Source organism: Methylobacterium sp. DB0501 (genome assembly GCF_011043735.1).
Classification (GTDB): Bacteria; Pseudomonadota; Alphaproteobacteria; order Rhizobiales; family Beijerinckiaceae; genus Methylobacterium; species Methylobacterium alsaeris.
In genome coordinates this window covers 155,845-170,842 of record NZ_JAAKGV010000019.1, presented here as the reverse complement: position 1 = coordinate 170,842, position 14,998 = coordinate 155,845, and the positions used below count along the sequence as shown (strand labels likewise).

Sequence of the window (14,998 nt, the reverse complement as noted above, 5' to 3'; positions counted from 1 at the left end):
CGGCGCGACGGCCGCACGGGCGGCTCCAACTTTCGGTCTACGACGAAGGTTGTATGCGCCCCCTCGACGATTCCGGCGGCGTTGTAAAGCCACATTGTTACGGGCTCGTGCTTCTGTAACCCGTCGGCGCACCGCCGGCTCCCGATGCCTCGCTGGCCCAGGGCGCCGCCGCGAGACGCCGTTCCAGGAACGTCACCAGGGCCGTGACCCGCGCTGGCCGGGCCGCGCCGGGCGGCATCAGGAGGTTGAGCCCGACCTGCGGCGGCGACCAGCCCGGCATGATCCGCTCCAACCGTCCGGCGCGCAGGTCGTCCCAGACCAGGAAGTCCGGCTGCACGGCGAGGCCGAGGCCCGCCAGGAGTGCGGGCGTCAGCGCGTCGGCATTGTTCGCCCGCAGCCGTCCGGCCGGCGTCACGGTCGCCTCCGTGCCGGTCGCGTCGTGGAAGTGCCAGCGCTCCGGATTCGGCAGGTAGGCGTAGCCGAGGCAGGCATGGTCCTGGAGCTCGCGCGGATGCGACGGCCGCCCGACCCGGTCGAGATAGGCGGGCGCGGCCACCAGCGAGCGGCCGACGGCGCAGAGGCGGCGCAGGCGCAGGCTCGAATCGGCGAGTGCCGCGATGCGCAAGCCGAGGTCGAAGCCGCCGCCGACGAGGTCGATGAGCGCGTCGCTCAGGTGCAGGTCGACCGAGACCTCGGGATGCGCGGCGAGGAAGTCGGGCAGGAGCGGCGCCACATGGGCGAGGCCGAACGACATCGGGGCGGCGACGCGCACCAGGCCCCGCGGGGAGGTCGATTGCGCCAGGGCCTCGGCTTCCGCCGCCTCGCCCGCCGCCAGGATGCGGGCGGCGCCGTCGAGGGCGAGGCGCCCGGCCTCGGTGAGCGCGAGGCGGCGCGACGTGCGGTGCAGGAGGCCCGTACCGAGGCGCCGTTCGAGCCGGCTCACCGCCTTCGAGACGGTGGCCTTCGACAGGCCGAGCTCGGTCGCGGCGCGGGAGAACGAGGCGGTCTGCGCCACCCGGGCGAAGATCGCCCAGGCCTCGAAATCGGGCAACGCCACGGCCTCTCCCCCAATTGCGGTTCTAGAAACGATGGATTTCGATTGTTTCTATTTCTGGCCGCCGGGGCAAGTCCTAGATTGCCTCCATCGCAGCGACCCCGAGGGGCCGCCCTTCAGGAGCACCGGGCCATGACGACCGCCACCATTTCCGCCGGCCTGCACCACGTCACCGCCATCTCGGGGCCGGCGCGCCGGAACCTCGACTTCTACACCCGCGTCCTCGGGCTTCGCCTGGTGAAGAAGACCGTCAACTTCGACGACCCCGGCACCTACCACCTCTATTACGGCGACGCGGACGGCGCCCCCGGCACGATCCTGACCTTCTTCCCCTGGGAGCACGTCGCCCCGGGCCGGGTCGGGGTCGGGCAGACCGAGGAGACGGCGTTCCGGGTGCCCGAGGGCTCGATCGGCTACTGGACGCATCGCCTGGTCGCGGCGGGCATCGCCTTCGAGGCGCCGGCCAGGGTCTTCGGCGAGACGGTGCTGCCGTTCCGCGATCCCGACGGGATGCGGCTCGCCCTGGTCGGCGTCGCCGGAGCGGAGGCGGAGCCGGCCTGGACCGGGTCCGACGTGCCGGCCGAGCATGCCATCCGGGGCTTCCACGGCGTGACGCTGATGCTGCGCCAGACGGCACCCACCGCCCGGGTTCTGACGGAGGTGTTCGGGTTCGAGGAGACCGGTCGCGAGGGCGCGGTCACCCGCTACCGCGGCACGGCGCGGCTCGGGGCGTCGGTCAGCTTGCGGGAGGTCGGCGACTTCCTGCCCGGCCGCTCCGGCGGCGGCTCGGTCCACCACATCGCCTTCCGGGCGGCCGACGACGCGGCGCAAGCCGCGATGGCGGAGCGGGCCGGGGCGCTCGGGCTGCAGGTGACCGAGCAGCGCGACCGCAACTACTTCCGCTCGGTCTACTTCCGCGAGCCCGGCGGCGTGCTGTTCGAGATCGCCACCGACGATCCGGGCTTTTCCGCCGACGAGCCGGCGGAGGCCTTGGGGGCCGACCTGAAACTGCCGGCCTTCCTCGAGCCGCACCGGTCCGAGATCGAGCGGGTGCTGCCGGCGCTGGCGTGAAGCGGAGAGGCGGCCCGGGCGTGATGGCCCGGGCCACCCGATAACCACCGGTTAACCAAACATGGTTACCCAAATCTTCCTGGATTTCTGGGAAGCTCGGGTCATGGTGGATCAGAACGACGTCGCCGGCGCGCCGGCCCCGGACGGAGACGCGGCCTCGACGAAGCGTGGCATCGCGGCCATGACCGGGCGGAACTGGCCGAAGCTGAAGACGACGACCGCGGCGGGGCTTCTCTGCGCCGCTTGCATCGGGGCGCTCGCCGGCGGGGCCACGGTGGCGTTGATGAACGCCGCTCAGGGCGGCGGGGCGGGCATCCCGCAGGCCGAGTGGTCGCGGCTCTCGGGCCGCGTCGAGACCGGTGCCACCGAGGCGACCCGCCTCGCCACCGACCTGTCGCTCCTGCGCGACCGCACGATCCAGGCCCAGGACGCCGCCGACAAGGGCCGCGCCGAGACCGGCGCCCGCCTGGGGCAGGTCTCCGAGCGGCTGGAGCGGCTGCACCGCCAGGAGGCCGACCTCGCCGCCAAGGTCGCCGCGGTGGCCGAGCGCCTCGCCGCCATGGCCGAGCGGCAGGAACATGCCGACCGCGAGCAGGCGGCCCGTTTCTCCGCCCTCACCGACAAGCTCGACAAGCGTCCGGCTCCGGTCGCGGCCGCGCCGGCTGCCGCGCTACCGGTCGCCTCCGCTCCCGTGGCGCCTGCGCCCGTTGCAGTCCACAAGCCCGTTGCGGCGACGGAGCCGGCCCTGACCGGCAGCCTGCCCGACAAGCCCGCCGACAAGGCGAAGCCCGGCACCATCGAGGGATGGGTGCTGCGCGACGTGTATGACGGGATGGCGATGATCGAGAACCGCAACCGCCGCCTGCTGGAGATCGGCCCGGGCGACACGTTGCCGGGTGCCGGCCGGGTCGAGGCGATCGAGCGCCGCGGCAGAACCTGGGTCGTGGTCACCAGCAAGGGGCTGATCACCGCCACGCAATCCTGGTAAGGCCAAATCCGGTCAGCCAAGGTCTGGTCGGCGATACGCAAGCCGGGTCGGCGACAATCAGGCGTGTTGCAGCGCCGAGGTCGTCGGATCGGCCGGCGCGGGGCTCTGGTCCGGGAGCAGGCCGGCCGCCGCGCGCCGACGGCCGCGGGCCTTGGCCTCGGTCCGGGCGGCCTTGGTCGGATGGAGAAGCTCGGCGAGGCGGGCGAGGCTCTCGGCGTCGTCGAGGTTCCGTGACTCGAAATCGGGCATGATGGTCCCCCGGGCGCGCGGCCCGCGGTGATGAGGGGATACGCATACTCACGCTAGAGAAACAGCAACGGTGAAGAACTCTTACAGTTCCGCACCGGGCGTCACCGTGCAAGAAAAAACGTTCGGCCCACCGCCCAAAGACGGAGGCCGCCTCGCGCGGCAGTGCTTGAAGGGCTTATCCGTGCAACCGCAAGGTCGGCGTGCGCCATCGCACGCCGAATGTTGTGCGACGCACGATCCATTGGCGTGCATTGCAGCGAGTCAGGGAAGCGGCCGGTCGGTGGCGCGAATCGGCGCGCGGACGGCTGCACCCCTCAACCCGAGGCGCAACGAAACGGTTCCACGGCGCACTGCGCCGCGAGGCACGGTACGAATCGCCGGCCGGGAAAGGCCGCGAGGCCGGCTCCTCCCGTCCACGACCTCATCCCGAACCGTCAGCCGATGACGATCGGCAGACCTCGAGGGAGGGCTCCGGTCGCCACGGAGATATCTGAAGCACGCCTTCGAGGCCGGACGAGCCGACCGCCCGGCCTCTCGGCATGAGATCGTCGACGGGGGAAGCCGACGGACGTCCCACCGGTGTCGTGCCGTGCCGCCCGTGGAGCATTTCCCGATGCAGCGGGTACCGGTTCGTCGCAGACAATGCTGCCGTTCAACGGCCTCGAATCAAAGACCTGGAGCAGCGTCCGATCGCCACGCGATCGGGCGATGCTTCCGGACACTGCGACAGACCTGCCGCACGTCTTCCGCCGACGCGTCTCAATTCCGCCCCTCGACGGCGGCGCGGGCGGACTGCGCCATGCGGATCAGCTCGCGCGTGGTGAGCTCATGGTACTCGGGAGGCTCGCTCCGGATCATCGTGGCCTCGCGGGCCACGGTCGCGCGTTGCGTGCGCCGGGTCAGCCCGGCTCGCCATGCCTGCGCCAACGCTATCATGGGCGCCCCTCCCGTGATTGTCCAATAAAGGCTAACAAACCTTTTCCAGGCAATAAAGTCTTGACATGGCGATTCTGGGCTCGACTGTCTTTCCGGGTTCGCGAGCGGGCATGCCAAGCGCCTGAAACTGCGACGCTATTGCCCGGCAAGCAATGCGCCGGGCCTGGGCGGAAACAAGTCCTCTCCTATGCTGATACACGCTGTTGGCGCGAATCAGCGCGTGTCCTCGCGCAGAAGTTCGGTATTGATCGCGAAGGCCGCCATCGCGCCCTCGGCGGCGGCCACGATGGCGAGCTGGACACGCCGCGAGGCGTCGCCCGCCACGTAGAGGCCCGGGACGTTGGTCTCCTCGTAGTCGCCGGTCGGGACCGTGCCCTTGCGCGTCAGGTCGCAGCCGAGCCGTTCGACGAGCGGGGAGGGGATGCAGGGGCCGGTGACGAAGAACAGCGCGCCGCATGCGAGGGCGTCGCCGTCGCGCAGGCGGACCGTCGCGAATCGCCCGTCCTCGCCCTCGAGCCGGGCGACTTCGCGCTCCTCGATCCGGATGCCCTGGCGGGCGAGGCGGTCGCGCTCCGCGTCGTCGAGGTCGCACGGCCCGTCGGTGCAAAGGGTCAGGTCGCGGCTCCAGGCGGTGAGTTCGAGGGCCAACCCCATCCCCGCACCTTTGCCCGCCTCGCCCGGGCCGTAGACGGCCAGCGGCCGGTCGCGATTCTCGTATCCGTCGCAATAGGGGCAGTGGTGGACGCCGCGGCCCCAGAACTCCGAGAAGCCCTCGATCGCCGGCAGATCGGTGCGCAGGCCGGTGGCGAGGATCATCCGGCGGGCATCCGCCCGGCGCTGGTCCTCCATCACCACCCGGAAGCCGTCCGGCCCCCGCACCGCGTCGACGACGCGCCCGTCCCAGATCTCGACGGTGTCGTAGGCAGCGAGCTCCCGCCGTCCCTCCTCGCGCAAGTCGCCGGGCGCGCGGCCGTCGCGGCCGAGGAAGCCGTGCATGCGCGGCGTCACCGCGTTGCGCGGATGGCCGGCATCGATCAGCAGTACCCGGCGCCGGCAGCGCCCGAGGATGAGCGCCGCCGACAGGCCCGCCGGCCCGCCGCCCACGATGATCACGTCCCGCATGTCGCCGTCCCGCGCGCCGTCACTCGAGAGTAGACGCATCGGCGGCTCGCCGGGTTCGCCGCACTGCGAACGAAAAAGGGCGCTCGCGCGCCCTTCCTCGTCATCCGTTCGATGACGTCGCGGATCAGGCCGCGGCGGTGTTGGTGGCGATGCCCTTCTCGGAGAGCATCTGCTGCAGCTCGCCGGACTGGAACATCTCGCGGGTGATGTCGCAGCCGCCGACGAACTCGCCCTTGACGTAGACCTGCGGGATGGTCGGCCACTGCGAGAAGGCCTTGATGCCCTCGCGGATCTCCATGTCCTCGAGCACGTTCACGCCCTTGAACGGCACGCCGAGGTAATTGAGGATCTGGGCCACCTGGCCCGAGAAGCCGCACATCGGGAATTGCGGCGTGCCCTTCATGAACACGACCACGTCCTGGGACTTGATCTCGGTCTCGATGCGGCTGGTGACGTCGGTCATGGCTCTACCCCTGTGTGGGCCCTAGCTAGTGATGGTCGTTCGGGTTTTGCAAGGTGGAGGCGAGGCGCAGGAGCGCCCAATCGAGGGTGAAGGTCTTCGCTACCAGTTCCTCGGGCGTGAACGGAGTCCGATCGGGGAGGCCCGACACCAGCACGTCGCCGTGCAATTCCAGGGCGGCTGCGGCATCCGCCACCGAGACTTGCCACAGGTCGTCCCAATCGACCCGTTGGCGCATCGACGGCACATAGCGTCGTCTGGCCGTCGCGTGGAATGCGATGATCTCGACCCGCCAGGAGCGTGTCGATTGAGCGCTGGGAGCTGACAGGTACTTGAGGACGTGGATCAGCATGACCCGGAGGGCGCTTTCGAAGGCCTTGATCTGCGAAAGGCCCACGGCCTCGACCTCCTCGGCGATGTTTTCCCAGTCGAGGACGTTCGAGAATTCGGGCCGCGCCGCGAGGGCGCGGAGGGCCGCCGCCTGCTGCTCAGCCCAGGCGACGACATCCTCGTCGTAGAGGCTCGGCTGACCCGTGCGGATCTCGTCCATGCGGCGGCCCTCGGTCTGGTTCAATCCTGCGGCACGCTCGTGGTCAGGGCAAGGGCGTGCAGCACGCCGCCCATGCGCCCCTGGAGCGCGCCGTAGACCATTTGGTGCTGCTGCACCCGCGACTTGCCCTTGAACGCCGCCGACACGACGGTGGCGGCGTAGTGGTCGCCGTCGCCGGCGAGGTCGCGGATCTCGACCTTGGCGTCGGGCAGAGCCTCCCGGATCATCGCCTCGATCTCGCGGGCATCCATCGGCATCGGGTCGTCTCCTCGTGTCAGGCTGCGTCGGGTCAGGCCGCGTCGGCGGCGGGAGAGGCCGAAGGACCCGCCATGTAGCTCGGCAGCCAGCCCTCGTGCGCCTTGCGCAAGGCATCGAGGGCGACGATCTCGTCGCCCGGCAGGGTCAGCGAATCGGCGCCGGTGACGCCGATCACCGCCGCGTCGATGCCCTGCGCGCTGGCGCTGTAGAGCAGGTCGGCGACCGCGTCGGGCTCCACCGCCAGGAGGTAGCGGCCCTGGTCCTCGCCGAACAGGTAGGCGTGGCACGGCACCGGCAGCGGGCATTCGGGAAGCACCGCGCCGATACGGCCGGCCAGCGCCATCTCGGCCACCGCCACCGCGAGGCCGCCGTCGGAGAGGTCGTGGACGGTGTCGACGAGGCCCGAGGTGATGAGGCCGCGCACGAAGTCGCCGTTGCGCTTCTCGGCGGCGAGATCGACCGGAGGCGGCGCCCCCTCCTCGCGGCCGCAGATCGTGGCGAGATAGGCCGACTGCCCGAGCCAGCCCTTGGTGGCGCCGATCAGCACCAGGGCGTCGCCGTCGCGCTTGAAGGCGATCGTGGCGATCCGGTTCACGTCGTCGACCACCCCGACGCCGCCGATCGACGGGGTCGGCAGGATGCCGACGCCCTCGGTCTCGTTGTAGAGCGAGACGTTGCCGGACACGACCGGGAAGTCGAGGGCGCGGCAGGCCTCGCCGATGCCCTGGATGCAGCCGACGAACTGGCCCATCACCTCCGGCTTCTCCGGGTTGCCGAAGTTGAGGTTGTCGGTGATGGCGAGCGGACGGCCGCCCACCGCCGTGATGTTGCGCCAGGCTTCCGCCACCGCCTGCTTGCCGCCCTCGACCGGGTCGGCCTCGCAGTAGCGCGGGGTCACGTCGGTGGTCAGCGCCAGGCCCTTCGGCCCGTCCTCGACCCGGACCACCGCGGCGTCGCCGCCGGGCTTCTGCACGGTGTTGCCGAGGATGAAGTGGTCGTACTGCTCGTAGACCCAGCGCTTCGAGCACAGGTCGGGCGAGCCGACGAGCTTTTGCAGCGCCTCGACGTTGCGCATCGGCGCCGCCACGTCCTCCGCCTTGATCTCCGGCTGGTAGGCGTTCCGGCGGTGCGGCCGGTCGTAGAGCGGCGCCTCGTCGCCGAGTTCCTTGATCGGCAGGTCGGCGACGGTTTCGCCGCCGTGCTTGATGACGAAGCGGAGGGTGTCGGTGGTGTGGCCGATGATCGCGAAGTCGAGGCCCCACTTCACGAAGATGGCCTCGGCCTCCCGCTCCATGCCGGGCTTGAGCACCATGAGCATCCGCTCCTGGCTCTCCGACAGCATCATCTCGTAGGCGGTCATGCCGGGCTCGCGGGTCGGCACCGCGTCGAGGTTGAGCTCGACGCCGAGATTGCCCTTGGCGCCCATCTCGACCGCCGAGCAGGTGAGCCCCGCCGCGCCCATGTCCTGGATCGCGATCACGGCGCCCGACTGCATCAGCTCCAGGCAGGCCTCGAGCAGGAGCTTCTCGGCGAAGGGATCGCCGACCTGCACGGTCGGGCGCTTCTCCTCCGACGAGGCGTCGAAGGCCGCCGACGCCATGGTGGCGCCGTGGATGCCGTCGCGGCCGGTCTTCGAGCCGAGATAGACGATCGGATTCCCCACGCCCGTCGCCGCCGCGTAGAAGATCGCGTCGGTCTTCGCCAAGCCCACCGCCATGGCGTTGACCAGGATGTTGCCGTCGTAGCGGGTGTGGAAGCCCACCGCGCCGCCGACCGTCGGCACGCCGAAGGAATTGCCGTAGCCGCCGATGCCCGCGACCACGCCCGAGACGAGGTGGGGCGTGCGCGGATGGTCCGGCGAGCCGAAGCGCAGCGCGTTGAGCGCCGCGATCGGCCGGGCGCCCATGGTGAAGACGTCGCGCAGGATGCCGCCGACCCCGGTCGCTGCGCCCTGGTAGGGCTCGATGAAGCTCGGGTGGTTGTGGCTCTCCATCTTGAACACGCAGGCGAGGCCGTCGCCGATGTCGATGACGCCGGCATTCTCGCCCGGGCCCTGGATCACCCATGGCGCCTTGGTCGGCAGCGTCTTCAGGTGCAGGCGCGAGGACTTGTACGAGCAATGCTCGTTCCACATCGCCGAGACGATGCCGAGCTCGGTGATGGTCGGCTCGCGCCCGATCAGCCCGACGAAGCGCTGGTACTCGTCCTCGGTCAGGCCGTGCTGGCGCACGAGCGCGGGCGTGATGGAGACGTCGTTGCGGATCATGCGGCATCCTCTCGCCGGTCGGGCGGCCCTGCTGCCCGTGCGCTTACTGCCTGATGGGACCGGAAGGCAACTCGCGAGCCGCGTCGAGCTCGCGTCGTCAGGCCGCTTGCACGGCCGCGGCGGCGTGGCGGCGCCGGCTGCGGCGGCGGCCGAGATAGAGGAGGAGCCCCGTCACCCCGAAGACCGGCATGGCGAGCGCCGCCAGCATGAAGGCGACCGTGCCGACGGGCCCGAAGAACCGGCCCTCGTGCAGGGCCAGCATGCTGCCGGTCAAGCGGTGCCCGAGCGGCCGCTCGGCATAGAGGTCGCGGCGCTCGAGGATGCCGTCGGGGCGGAAGCGCCACTCGTCGCGAGCCTGGAAATGGCTCGCATCCGGGGCCACCGAACGGATGCGGATCGTCTCGCCCGCGCGGGCGGGGGCGAGGGAGGCGGTGGCGTAGGGGCCGGCAGCCGCCGTGAAGGCCGCGAAGGCGGGATCGAGGGGGGCGGGGGCGCCCTCCTTCTTGCCCATCTCCTTGCCCCGGGCCGGCGCGGCGGCGGGCGGGCGGCCGGTGAGCAGGACCGTCGCCCCGTCGCGGTACCAGCCGTAGGACCACCACAGGCCGGAGAGCGCCATCACCAGGTAGAGCACCAGCGTCCAGGTGCCGACGACCGCGTGCAGCGACCAGTAGAGCGCCCGGCCGCGGCGGTTGAGCGCCGGCTTGAGCCAGACCCGCCAGTCGCGCCGGCCCTTCGGCCAGCGCAGGTAGAGGCCCGACAGCGCGAGATAGACGAGGGCCAGCGCCGAGGCGCCGGTGATCGTGCGGCCCCAGCCGTCGCCGTGGCCGGGCAGCAGCAGCCAGCGGTGCAGCCGCAGCACGGCATCGAAGAACCCCTCGCCCCGCGCCGGCCCGAGGATCTTTCCGTCGTAAGGATCGACATAGGTCTCGGTGCCCCGGGTCTCGGTGCCCCGTCCCGGCCCGTCGGCGAGGCGGACCCGCGCCGCCCGGTCCGGGCGCCCGCTCAGGACCATCAGCGTGACGCGCCGCCCCGGCGCCTCGTCCGTCAGGCGGGCGACCAGCCCATCCGGGGTCAGCCGCGGCGCATCCCGTGCCGGGACGGTGACGATGCCGGGGCTGAGCGCCTCCGTCACCGCATCCTCGAGGCTGAGAAGGCCCCCGGTCGCCCCGACCACCATCAGCACGAGGCCGGCGGTCAAGCCGAGGAACCAGTGGAGCTGGAACAGGGCGGATCTCACCGGCCGGACCTCGTCGGGGCCGGTGCGGCTCCGGTCGCGCCCTCGGGCTGAAACATGGTCGGCATTCCCGCGTCGCGCGCCCGGCCGACGGGTCGCTGCCGAAAGGTCGTCGGCAGATCATCGTCGTCGTCGCGACGCTTATGCCGCGAATCGAGCGGGTGTCAACGATCCTCGACCGGGTCGAAGTCGAGGACTTCATTATAATAATTCTAGATTGTGCGATGCGATCAGGTGCAATGATGTGGTTTATTTTTGTAATCTACGTATATTACATGTAAAACGCGGATCTGGTTCATCGATCGCGGCTTTCTTCTTGACGAGACTCGGTGCCGGGCCGGACTCTCGCTCCCGGCAATGCGGCGCCGGCCCGAGTGGGACCTGAGACGACCGCGGCCGACAGGAGAGGAAAGCATGACGCCCATCCGCCAGGCGCTGCGCGGCGCCATCCTCGTCTTCAGCCTGTGCGGCCCGGCCGCCGCACAGGAAACGGTGAAGATCGCCTTCATCGATCCGCTCTCGGGCGGCGGCGCACCCACCGGCGAGGCGGGCCTGCGGCACTTCCAGTACATGGCCGAGATCCTGAACGCCCGCCAGAAGCAGTTCCGGTTCGAGGTGCTGGCCTACGACAACAAGGTCAACCCGCAGGAAACCGTGATCGCCGCCCAGAAGGGCATCGACGCCGGGGCGCGGGTACTGGTGCAGGGCAACGGCTCCTCGGCGGCGGCGGCACTGACCGAGTTCGTCGCCAAGCACAACGAGCGCAACCCCGATCGTCAGGTCATCTACATCAATTACTCCGCGGTCGATCCCTCGCTCACCAACGAGAAATGCAACTACTGGCACTTCCGCTTCGATGCCAATTCGGACATCAAGATGGAGGCGCTGACGAACTTCATCAAGACGCGGCCCGAGATCAAGCGAGTCTACCTCATCAACCAGGATTACTCGTTCGGCCAGTCGGTGCGGCGCGAGGCGCGGGCGATGCTGAAGGCCAAGCGCCCCGATATCGAGATCGTCGGCGACGAGGTGACGCCGCTGCAGAAGGTCAACGACTTCGCGCCCTACATCACCAAGATCCGGGCGTCGGGGGCGGATTCGGTCATCACCGGCAACTGGGCCCAGGACTTCAACCTGCTGCTCAAGGCCGCCGCCGAGGCCGGGCTGCAGGCGAGCTTCTACACCTATTACGCCGGCGGCACCGGCGGGCCCTCGGTGGTGCGCCAGACCGGGCTCGCCCACCGGGTGTTCGAGGTCACGCAGGGCGGCGCCAACGTGGGCGACGCCGCCACCCAGGACTTCGAGGCCACGTTCCGGGCCCGCACCGGCATCGGCTCGACCTATCCGCGGGCCTTCAACGCGATGAACGCCCTGGTGACCGCGATGCAGGAGGCCGGCTCGTCCGAGGCGCGCAAGGTGGCGCCGAAGCTCGAACACGCCCGTCTCAAGCCGTATACCGGCAGCGAGGGCTTCGTACGGCCCGACGACCACCAGTATTTCCAGACGATGTTCGTCTCGTCCTTCGGCCCGATGGAGCCCGGCATGCGCTTCGACGAGGAGGGCACCGGCTGGGGCTGGAAGAATGTCGGCCGGGTCGAGACCAAGGACACGCTGGTGCCGACCACCTGCCGGATGGACCGGCCGAGCTGACGTCGGCGCAGGCTCCTCAGGAAGCGCGGGCTCCTGACGAAGTGCGGGCTCCTGCCGGAGCCCGATCCGCTTCCGTCAGCGCATCCAGGAAAACGTCGAGCATGGCGGCAGCGAAGGCCTCCATGTTGGCGGCGCGGTCGCTGCTGGCGGTCTCGACGGTCAGGCGGCGGCTGACGGGACCGGCGACGGCGAGGCAGGTATGGCCCGCTAAATCGCCGTAGCGGTTGCCGCCCGGGCCCGCGGCGCCGGTCTCGCACAAGCCCCAGACGGCGCCGTGGCGCTCGCGCACGAGGGTGGCCACGCGCTCGGCGTAGGGCTCGCTCGCGCTGCGCAGGCCGGCCATCCCCGCCTCGTCGAGCCCGATCAGGGCGCGGCGCGCCTGCGCCGTGTAGACCACTGCGCCGCCGAGATAGTAGGCGGAGGCCCCCGGCACCGCGAGGAGCGCGGCCGAGACCAGCCCGCCCGCCGAGGACTCGGCCACCGCGACGGTCTCCCGCCGGGCCGTCAGCAGGGCGGCGATGCGCCCGGCCCTGTCCATCATCTCGCGCAAGGCGGCGTCCTCCAGCTCCTACGGACCCTATCCATCCGGGGATTACTCCGCCAGGGCGCCTTCGTCGTCGCCGCCGGTCGGCGCCTGCCGCACCCAGGCATCAAGGGCCCGGCCGATCCCGAGGCCGACGAGACCCACGAAGGTCAGCGACCCGGCGATATGGAGGAAGAGGGACGCATCAGACATTGCACTCACCCGATAAGAAGGATTCGAGGAGAACCGCGGAGGCTACGCGCCCCCCGGTCCGGGTTCATGGGCTCCCTGTGGCTGGGGACGAGGCCGGAGGACTCCGACCTTCGGGGGCCGGCGGTGCCGGCTTTCGGGACGGCGCCGTCCCGGTTGGCGGAGGTGTCGCACCGTCTTTGGGCGGAACGATGGTCCCGGTATGGCGGGACGCCACCCCGGGCGGACGTTGCCCGGGTCGGGCCGGCCGCGCGGTGTGCCCCCGCACCTTGGCCACCCTCCCGGATGCGACCCCGGCCGTCATGCCGCCTCGGCGATCGCCCGCTCGGCCAGCGCCAGGCCGCTGAGATAGGCGAACTCCACCCGGGGCCCGAGGCAGCCGTCCCCGGCAAAGCCGAGGCCGGCGGCCGGCGCGAACAGGCAGGGCTCGCCGACCGCCTGCTCGACCGCCGCGTAGCGCCAGCGATGGGCGGCGCGGTAGCGGATCTCCCCGAGCGGAACGCGGTCGCGCAGGGCCGTCACCAGCCGTTCGGCGACGTCGTCGGCCGCGCATTCGAGGTTGGCCCGCGACCAGGACGGGGAGGCGTGGGCGACGATCGTTCCGCCGGCCTCACGGCCCGGCTTGCTGCCGTTCTCCGCGACCCAGGCGATCGTTGCGTCCGGATCGCGATCCTCCCGCACGGGCGCGCCGGGAAGCGGCGGCCCGTCATGGGCCAGCATCAGGGTCCAGCACGGAGCGTAGCGCACATCCGCCACGCCCGGCAGGCTCTCGCCGGCGCTCGCCAGCAGCGCCAGGCTCTGGGGCGAGGGGCAGGTCAGGAGCACGCTCGAGAACGTCATGCCGTCGGCAAGTGCCGTCCCGTCGGCCTCCGCCAGCCGCCAGTGCCGCCCCTCCCGCACCAGGCGGCCGACGGCGCGGCCGCAGCGCAGGTCGACGCCGTCGAGGAGGTCGCGCACCGGCGCGGTCATGCCCGGGGTGCCGACGAAGCGCTCCGCCCCACCCCAGGGTGCCGCGACGCCCCGCGCCGTCCACGCCTCCACCAGGGCGACGAAGCGCGGGTCGCGGGCGGTCACGTATTGGGCGCCGTGGTCGAAGCGGAGGGAGCCCGGCCCGCGCCGCGTCGCCATCCGGCCGCCGGGGCCGCGGCCCTTGTCGAGGACGACGACCGACCGGCCCGCCTCGCTCAGCCGGCGCGAAGCGGCGGCGCCGGCGATGCCCGCCCCGATGATCGCGATGGTCCCGTCCCGGCCCAATCCTGCCGCTCCCGCAATCCTGCCGCACCAATCCTGCCGCACTGTGCGCAGGCGTCGCGTCAACGCACGGTGATCCGCTGCGGTGCCAATCAATCGTGCGAAATCTCTCACGTCAGGCGCGGAACTTTTCGCCGCCGGCTTGAGGCCTCGAACTTGCAGGCTTAAGGCCGCGCTTCGTCTCCAGCCCGGGATTCCCGATCCGTGTCCAACCTTGAAACCGTCGTCAGCGAGATCGTCGACGAGATGCGCCAGCGGACCGATCGCGGCGAGGTGGCGCGCTACATCCCGGAACTCGCCCGGGTCGATCCCGGTCATTTCGGCCTCGCGGTGATCGGCGCCGACGGCACGGTGGCGGCGGCGGGCGATTGCGACGTGCCGTTCTCGATCCAGAGCATCTCGAAGGTCTTCACCCTCACGCTCGCCCTCGGCATGGTCGGCGACAAGCTGTGGCGGCGGGTCGGGCGCGAGCCCTCGGGCAGCCCGTTCAACTCGGTCGTGCAGCTCGAATACGAGCGCGGCATCCCCCGCAACCCGTTCATCAATGCCGGGGCGATCGCCGTCACCGACCTGATCCTGTCGGGCCACCAGCCGCGCGAGGCGCTGGGCGAGATCCTGCGCTTCATGCAGTTCCTCGCCCAGGACGCCACGATCACCATCGACGAGGCGGTGGCGGCCTCAGAGCAGCGCACGGGCTTTCGCAACGTGGCGCTCGCCAACTACATGAAGTCGTTCGAGGTGATCGACAATCCGGTCGAGTACACGCTCGGCGTCTATTTCCACCATTGCGCCATCAGCATGACGTGCCGGCAGCTCGCGGTGGCCGGCCGGTTCCTCGCCCATTCCGGGCGCGATCCCAGCACCGGCCTGTCGGTGGTGCAGGCCGAACGGGCCAAGCGCATCAACGCCGTCATGCTGACCTGCGGCCATTACGACGGCTCGGGCGAGTTCGCCTACCGGGTCGGCCTGCCGGGCAAGAGCGGCGTCGGCGGCGGCATCCTGGCGGTGGCGCCGGGGCGTGCCTCGATCGCCGTCTGGGCGCCGGGGCTCGACGCCGCCGGCAATTCCCATCTCGGGCGTATCGCCCTGGAGCGGCTGACGAAGCGCCTCGGCTGGTCGATCTTCGGCGAGTAGGGCGCCCGAGCCTGAAGGCTCGGCCTCAGGGCTTGCGCGAGC

16 protein-coding genes are annotated in these 14,998 nt (G+C 70.9%); 4 read left to right on the top strand and 12 right to left on the bottom strand.

What is annotated here, in order from left to right; all coding sequences use genetic code 11:
• Positions 1-97: 97 nt before the first annotated feature.
• Positions 98-1,057: a LysR family transcriptional regulator gene (locus G4G93_RS25535; RefSeq protein ID WP_165088627.1), complete on the bottom strand. Its 960-nt coding sequence runs from the start codon at positions 1,055-1,057 to the stop codon at positions 98-100.
• A gap of 129 nt (positions 1,058-1,186) precedes the next feature.
• Between G4G93_RS25535 and G4G93_RS25530 the strand changes: the two genes are divergently transcribed.
• Entirely contained in the window at positions 1,187-2,125 is a 939-nt protein-coding gene (locus tag G4G93_RS25530; protein ID WP_165088625.1) for a VOC family protein, read from the top strand.
• A gap of 103 nt (positions 2,126-2,228) precedes the next feature.
• Positions 2,229-3,113 carry a GPO family capsid scaffolding protein gene (locus G4G93_RS25525; RefSeq protein ID WP_165088622.1) on the top strand — a complete coding sequence of 295 codons (885 nt, stop codon included), beginning with the start codon at positions 2,229-2,231 and terminating at the stop codon, positions 3,111-3,113.
• A gap of 57 nt (positions 3,114-3,170) precedes the next feature.
• Here the strand turns inward: G4G93_RS25525 and G4G93_RS25520 are convergent, their stop codons facing one another.
• From G4G93_RS25520 to G4G93_RS25485, 8 genes are all read right to left on the bottom strand, one after another.
• Positions 3,171-3,362 (bottom strand): hypothetical protein, encoded by a 192-nt coding sequence (locus G4G93_RS25520; RefSeq protein WP_165088620.1) that lies wholly within the window; start codon positions 3,360-3,362, stop codon positions 3,171-3,173.
• A gap of 759 nt (positions 3,363-4,121) precedes the next feature.
• A complete protein-coding gene (locus tag G4G93_RS25515; protein ID WP_165088617.1) occupies positions 4,122-4,298 on the bottom strand; it encodes a hypothetical protein in 177 nt (58 codons plus the stop codon).
• A 213-nt stretch (positions 4,299-4,511) separates the two neighbouring features.
• Positions 4,512-5,459 carry an NAD(P)/FAD-dependent oxidoreductase gene (locus G4G93_RS25510; RefSeq protein WP_246737007.1) on the bottom strand — a complete coding sequence of 316 codons (948 nt, stop codon included), beginning with the start codon at positions 5,457-5,459 and terminating at the stop codon, positions 4,512-4,514.
• A gap of 85 nt (positions 5,460-5,544) precedes the next feature.
• Positions 5,545-5,883 (bottom strand): Grx4 family monothiol glutaredoxin, encoded by a 339-nt coding sequence (gene grxD, locus G4G93_RS25505; RefSeq protein ID WP_165088614.1) that lies wholly within the window; start codon positions 5,881-5,883, stop codon positions 5,545-5,547.
• A 25-nt stretch (positions 5,884-5,908) separates the two neighbouring features.
• Positions 5,909-6,430: a DUF29 domain-containing protein gene (locus G4G93_RS25500; RefSeq protein ID WP_165088612.1), complete on the bottom strand. Its 522-nt coding sequence runs from the start codon at positions 6,428-6,430 to the stop codon at positions 5,909-5,911.
• A 20-nt stretch (positions 6,431-6,450) separates the two neighbouring features.
• The gene (locus tag G4G93_RS25495) at positions 6,451-6,687 is read right to left on the bottom strand and encodes a BolA family protein (protein ID WP_165088609.1); all 237 of its coding nucleotides are present in this window, start codon (positions 6,685-6,687) and stop codon (positions 6,451-6,453) included.
• Between the two features lie 32 nt (positions 6,688-6,719).
• Positions 6,720-8,954: a phosphoribosylformylglycinamidine synthase subunit PurL gene (gene purL, locus G4G93_RS25490; protein WP_165088606.1), complete on the bottom strand. Its 2,235-nt coding sequence runs from the start codon at positions 8,952-8,954 to the stop codon at positions 6,720-6,722.
• Between the two features lie 97 nt (positions 8,955-9,051).
• Complete coding sequence (locus tag G4G93_RS25485; protein ID WP_312892265.1) at positions 9,052-10,191, bottom strand: PepSY-associated TM helix domain-containing protein; 1,140 nt, start codon at positions 10,189-10,191, stop codon at positions 9,052-9,054.
• Positions 10,192-10,602: 411 nt separating this feature from the next.
• Here G4G93_RS25485 and G4G93_RS25480 point away from each other — a divergent pair, with 411 nt between their 5' ends.
• Positions 10,603-11,838 (top strand): branched-chain amino acid ABC transporter substrate-binding protein, encoded by a 1,236-nt coding sequence (locus tag G4G93_RS25480; protein ID WP_165088603.1) that lies wholly within the window; start codon positions 10,603-10,605, stop codon positions 11,836-11,838.
• A 16-nt stretch (positions 11,839-11,854) separates the two neighbouring features.
• Here the strand turns inward: G4G93_RS25480 and G4G93_RS25475 are convergent, their stop codons facing one another.
• The 3 genes from G4G93_RS25475 to G4G93_RS25465 form a co-directional block, all read right to left on the bottom strand.
• Positions 11,855-12,388, bottom strand: coding sequence for a CinA family protein (locus G4G93_RS25475; RefSeq protein ID WP_165088600.1), 534 nt, complete (start codon positions 12,386-12,388; stop codon positions 11,855-11,857).
• A gap of 42 nt (positions 12,389-12,430) precedes the next feature.
• Positions 12,431-12,574: a hypothetical protein gene (locus G4G93_RS25470; RefSeq protein ID WP_165088597.1), complete on the bottom strand. Its 144-nt coding sequence runs from the start codon at positions 12,572-12,574 to the stop codon at positions 12,431-12,433.
• A gap of 297 nt (positions 12,575-12,871) precedes the next feature.
• The gene (locus G4G93_RS25465) at positions 12,872-13,825 is read right to left on the bottom strand and encodes an NAD(P)/FAD-dependent oxidoreductase (protein ID WP_165088594.1); all 954 of its coding nucleotides are present in this window, start codon (positions 13,823-13,825) and stop codon (positions 12,872-12,874) included.
• A gap of 201 nt (positions 13,826-14,026) precedes the next feature.
• Between G4G93_RS25465 and G4G93_RS25460 the strand changes: the two genes are divergently transcribed.
• Positions 14,027-14,956, top strand: coding sequence for a glutaminase (locus tag G4G93_RS25460; protein ID WP_165088591.1), 930 nt, complete (start codon positions 14,027-14,029; stop codon positions 14,954-14,956).
• Positions 14,957-14,998: the final 42 nt, after the last annotated feature.

Bases quoted from the DNA above. Each gene is read 5' to 3' on its own strand.
- G4G93_RS25530 (WP_165088625.1), top strand. From the start codon at position 1,187: ATGACGACCGCCACCATTTCCGCCGGCCTGCACCACGTCACCGCCATC.
- G4G93_RS25525 (WP_165088622.1), top strand. From the start codon at position 2,229: ATGGTGGATCAGAACGACGTCGCCGGCGCGCCGGCCCCGGACGGAGAC.
- G4G93_RS25520 (WP_165088620.1), bottom strand. From the start codon at position 3,362: ATGCCCGATTTCGAGTCACGGAACCTCGACGACGCCGAGAGCCTCGCC.
- G4G93_RS25515 (WP_165088617.1), bottom strand. From the start codon at position 4,298: ATGATAGCGTTGGCGCAGGCATGGCGAGCCGGGCTGACCCGGCGCACG.
- G4G93_RS25510 (WP_246737007.1), bottom strand. From the start codon at position 5,459: ATGCGTCTACTCTCGAGTGACGGCGCGCGGGACGGCGACATGCGGGAC.
- grxD (WP_165088614.1), bottom strand. From the start codon at position 5,883: ATGACCGACGTCACCAGCCGCATCGAGACCGAGATCAAGTCCCAGGAC.
- G4G93_RS25500 (WP_165088612.1), bottom strand. From the start codon at position 6,430: ATGGACGAGATCCGCACGGGTCAGCCGAGCCTCTACGACGAGGATGTC.
- G4G93_RS25495 (WP_165088609.1), bottom strand. From the start codon at position 6,687: ATGCCGATGGATGCCCGCGAGATCGAGGCGATGATCCGGGAGGCTCTG.
- purL (WP_165088606.1), bottom strand. From the start codon at position 8,954: ATGATCCGCAACGACGTCTCCATCACGCCCGCGCTCGTGCGCCAGCAC.
- G4G93_RS25480 (WP_165088603.1), top strand. From the start codon at position 10,603: ATGACGCCCATCCGCCAGGCGCTGCGCGGCGCCATCCTCGTCTTCAGC.
- G4G93_RS25470 (WP_165088597.1), bottom strand. From the start codon at position 12,574: ATGTCTGATGCGTCCCTCTTCCTCCATATCGCCGGGTCGCTGACCTTC.